Raw genomic sequence first — 3604 nt, forward strand, 5'->3', positions numbered from 1 at the left:
ACCCCCGCCCTTCGCATGCGGATGACAAGTTCAGACTGATTGCTGCCACTTAGGTTCGACGGCAGAGTCCATGGGCGCCAACGCAAGCGGTCGCTTACCGGTCAGGATCTCAAGCGACCGATCGATTACCTGTACCGGTCGTTCGGCACTGTAGCGAAGTGCAAAGTTCTGGAATGGCCCTTTGCGTCACGGACGAAACGGTGTTCTGGACCATGGGCAGGCCTTCTTCAAGCGCCAGCAGGGAGGGCGAATCACTTCTTTTGGTCCTTCAGTGTCCGTAGCGCAATACCCGCCACCCGGGTTCCCTGTGCTCCTCAAAGTGCGTGATAGACGGGCAATAGTTCACTTTGACCTGATGCTGTTGCAACATTCTGATCATTGCTCTCGCCGCAAATAAAGAAGGAAACAAGGGGTGGCCGTTGGATCGCAATGCCCAAGACATCGCGCGCGGTATGTGGATATGCGGCAGTCTTGACGTCGCCATCCGCATCCGGCATTTGTGCAGGTGAGCCTGCCGTGAATCTCGTTGAAGGTGCGTGGATAAACTTTGAGCGCCGACTGGCGAGCTGCTCAGGCCTGACCTCGATGGAGTCACATTTCATGGCGCCGTGTTCTCGGCGCCAAATACCTGGTCGACAAATGCCAGCAGCGAAGCGGTGGGCTGTTTGTCGCGATGCACGACCAGGTGAGATTGTCGGAGCTGCCGCGGCAAGGTCGTGGAGATGCGGCACAGGCGGCCGGCCTCCAAAGCGTCGCTCACGACCCACGACGAAAGGCAGGCCACCCCCATACCCGCCTCGGCCGCATGTTTGATCGCCTCCGAACTTCCCAGCTCGATGCTTCGACGGTAGGAGCGCAAGTGGGGCAGCAGACTTTGGTCGGTGGCCTCGCGCGTTCCCGAGCCCGACTCACGCAACAGCCAGACCCCTTCACGCAGTGTCCGCATTGGCACCCGCTCGCCGGCCAGGCTCATTCGTGCCCACGCGCTGTCAGGCGATGTAACGACCACCATCTCGTCCTGGTGCCATGGCGTGACGGCCAGCGCCGCTTGGTGGCAAGGCCCTTCGATCAGGCCCACGTCCAGTTCAAACGCAGCGACCGCGTCACAGATGGCCGCCGTGTTTCCGATCACGACCTTTGAGCGCCAGGCACTGGCATGGCCCGGTTGCGCTGCGACAAAACGGGCCAGCAGCCTGGGCAGCACATAGTTGCCGATGGTGGTGCTGGCGCCGATGCGCAGCGACTGCGCCTGGGCGCTGCCATCGCGGGACATCAGCTCGATGCCGGCGGCACCGTCCAGCAGCGCCAGGGCCCGCGGCAGTAACGCACGGCCGTTGTCGTTGAGCAGCAGGCGCTTGCCCGCGCGGTCGAACAGGCGCAGCGACAGCAGCCGCTCAAGTTCATTCACGGCCGAGCTGGTGGCCGACTGCGACAGCGCAATCTCGGCGCTGGCTGCCGTGGTAGTGCCGCTGCGCGCAACCGCCACGAAGATCTGCAGCTGTCGCAGCGTGAGGCGAAGGGTATTCATGGCGGATTCGTTTGCAAAGCGATTAGATGGGTACATCTTAGCGATACAACCCGTTTGACGGGTCATCCATGAAGCCGGAAGCTTTGTCCTCACGAACTTCAACCGGAGGCAAGCAGCATGACCATCAACGTACTTCCTGAGCCACGCACATTGGCCTCTGCATCGGCTTTCGCACGCATGCTCCCCGGCCTGGCCCTGAGCGGCGCCTTGGCTGCCACCGGTATCGCGCTGGGCCGCATCGCCTGGCTGCAGGACCATGGCTTCAGTGCGCTGACGCTGGCCATCGTGCTGGGCATGATCGTGGGCAACACGGTTTACCCGTGGGCCCCGCGCTTGGCGGTAGCCAGCGGCGCCGGCGTCAACTTCTCCAAGCAGAACCTGCTTCGCCTGGGCGTGGTGCTGTACGGCCTGCGGCTCACCGTGCAGGACATTGACCATGTCGGCATCGCTGGTGTCGCCATCGACGCGATGATATTGGGTTCGACCTTCGCACTGGCCTGCCTCATCGGCACGCGCTGGCTGGGCCTGGAGCGCAAGACGGCGATGCTGATCGGCGCTGGCAGTGCCATCTGCGGCGCTGCTGCGGTGATGGCCGCCGAGCCGGTGGTCAAGGCGCGCGCCGAGCAGGTCACGGTGGCGGTGGCCACGGTGGTGGTGTTCGGCACGCTGGCGATCTTCCTGTACCCGGCGCTGTTCGAGCTGAACCGGCACTGGGCGCTGATCCCCGGCGGCGCCAACGGGTTCGGCATCTACGTCGGATCGACCATCCACGAGGTGGCCCAGGTGGTGGCCGCAGCACGTTCGGTGGGCCCGGACGCAGCCAACTCGGCCGTCATCGCGAAGATGGTTCGAGTAATGATGCTGGCGCCGTTCCTGGTGATGCTGTCGGCTTGGCTGGCGCGCGACAGCACCCTGCAAGCCCTAGTGGAGGCAGAGCATGCTCACGCCAAGGGTCAACTCGCTGTGCCCTGGTTCGCCTTCGGCTTCGTCGCGGTCGTGTTGCTCAATTCGCTGCAATGGCTGCCGGCGTCGGTGGTGGCAGTGACGACCGAGATTGACACCGCGCTGCTGGCGATGGCGATGGCTGCGCTCGGCCTGGCCACGCACATCGGCGCCATTCGCAAGGCCGGGGCCAAGCCGCTGCTGCTGGCGTTGATCTTGTTCGGCTGGCTCATCGTCGGAGGCGCGCTCATCAACCGCTGGGTGCCGGCCCTGCTGGGCTGAAGCCTCGAATTCACGGCCCAGGGCCCTGACCCTAAATTTCTTTGCACGCTCTGGAATAGACCGCATGCCGACGCCGTCTGCTCTTTTGTCGGGACCTATCTGACCCTTCGTCCCGCACTCACCCCCCTTCACTTCACACCAACCCTTCATCGGAGCCCACAATGTTCAAGACTTTCGCTTTCGCCGCCACCGCCCTGACGCTCGCCTCCGGCAGCGCCTTCGCCGCCCCCAGCGACGACGCCCGCACGCACTTCCAGGCCATCGCCTCGGGCGACACCCAGATCGTCATGCGTGCCTATGCCGACCAGGCCCAGCTGAACTGGGTAGGCGGCCCACTCGACGGCACCTATGCCACCACCGATGCCATTCGCGGCACCTGGGAGAAGTTCGGCAAGGCCGTCGGCCCACTGAAGCTCACAGTCGGCCAGATTGAAGAATCGGCCAACCCCAAGGGCGCCACCGTCTCGGCCAACGTCGTCTTCGAAGGCAAGATGCCCATCAAGGTGCGCTACGTGCTGACGTTCCGTGAAGGCAAGATCGTCAGTGAAACCTGGCAGATCGACCCCAAGCTGGCGGTGGCTGCGGCTTACTGAACGGCACGCAGCGTGGCTACTCTCCACCAGACCCCAAAGGACAACCCCATGAAGCACCTTTCGACTCTGGCCGCGCTGCTGATCACAGCGGCTTCCTTCGCGGCACCACTCACCGGCGCTATGGCTGCCGACGCGCCGGCCAAGCTCGCCAACGGCGCGCTGGTCGACGCCAAGGGCATGACGCTCTACACCTTCGACAAGGACGTGGCAGGCAGCGGCAAGAGCACCTGCAACGGCGGCTGCGCCGCGCTGTGGCCGC

At 64.1% G+C, this 3604-nt stretch carries 4 protein-coding genes and 1 pseudogene; 3 read left to right on the forward strand and 2 right to left on the reverse strand.

Annotated features, from left to right (window positions below):
• Window positions 1-314 precede the first annotated feature (314 nt).
• A complete protein-coding gene (locus ACSQ22_RS26165) occupies window positions 315-602 on the reverse strand; it encodes a hypothetical protein (RefSeq protein ID WP_133156668.1) in 288 nt (95 codons plus the stop codon).
• Window positions 599-1528: a LysR family transcriptional regulator gene (locus ACSQ22_RS26170; protein WP_008904225.1), complete on the reverse strand. Its 930-nt coding sequence runs from the start codon at window positions 1526-1528 to the stop codon at window positions 599-601. The genes ACSQ22_RS26165 and ACSQ22_RS26170 overlap by 4 nt, the downstream gene beginning before the upstream one ends.
• A 117-nt stretch (window positions 1529-1645) precedes the next feature.
• On the opposite strand from ACSQ22_RS26170, the gene ACSQ22_RS26175 reads away from it, so the two are divergent.
• The 3 genes and pseudogenes from ACSQ22_RS26175 to ACSQ22_RS26185 form a co-directional block, all read left to right on the forward strand.
• Window positions 1646-2752, forward strand: coding sequence for a YeiH family protein (locus ACSQ22_RS26175; protein ID WP_008904226.1), 1107 nt, complete (start codon window positions 1646-1648; stop codon window positions 2750-2752).
• 161 nt (window positions 2753-2913) lie between these two features.
• The gene (locus tag ACSQ22_RS26180; RefSeq protein ID WP_008904227.1) at window positions 2914-3345 is read left to right on the forward strand and encodes a nuclear transport factor 2 family protein; all 432 of its coding nucleotides are present in this window, start codon (window positions 2914-2916) and stop codon (window positions 3343-3345) included.
• 48 nt (window positions 3346-3393) lie between these two features.
• Window positions 3394-3604: pseudogene (locus ACSQ22_RS26185) on the forward strand (hypothetical protein); the annotation flags it as partial.

Origin of the sequence: Acidovorax sp. LjRoot38 (assembly GCF_964252975.1) — a bacterium.
GTDB classification, from domain to species: Bacteria; Pseudomonadota; Gammaproteobacteria; order Burkholderiales; family Burkholderiaceae_C; genus Acidovorax; species Acidovorax facilis.

Excerpts from the sequence above, each read along its gene's own strand:
- ACSQ22_RS26165 (WP_133156668.1), bottom strand. The coding sequence starts at position 602 with ATGAAATGTGACTCCATCGAGGTCAGGCCTGAGCAGCTCGCCAGTCGG.
- ACSQ22_RS26170 (WP_008904225.1), bottom strand. The coding sequence starts at position 1,528 with ATGAATACCCTTCGCCTCACGCTGCGACAGCTGCAGATCTTCGTGGCG.
- ACSQ22_RS26175 (WP_008904226.1), top strand. The coding sequence starts at position 1,646 with ATGACCATCAACGTACTTCCTGAGCCACGCACATTGGCCTCTGCATCG.
- ACSQ22_RS26180 (WP_008904227.1), top strand. The coding sequence starts at position 2,914 with ATGTTCAAGACTTTCGCTTTCGCCGCCACCGCCCTGACGCTCGCCTCC.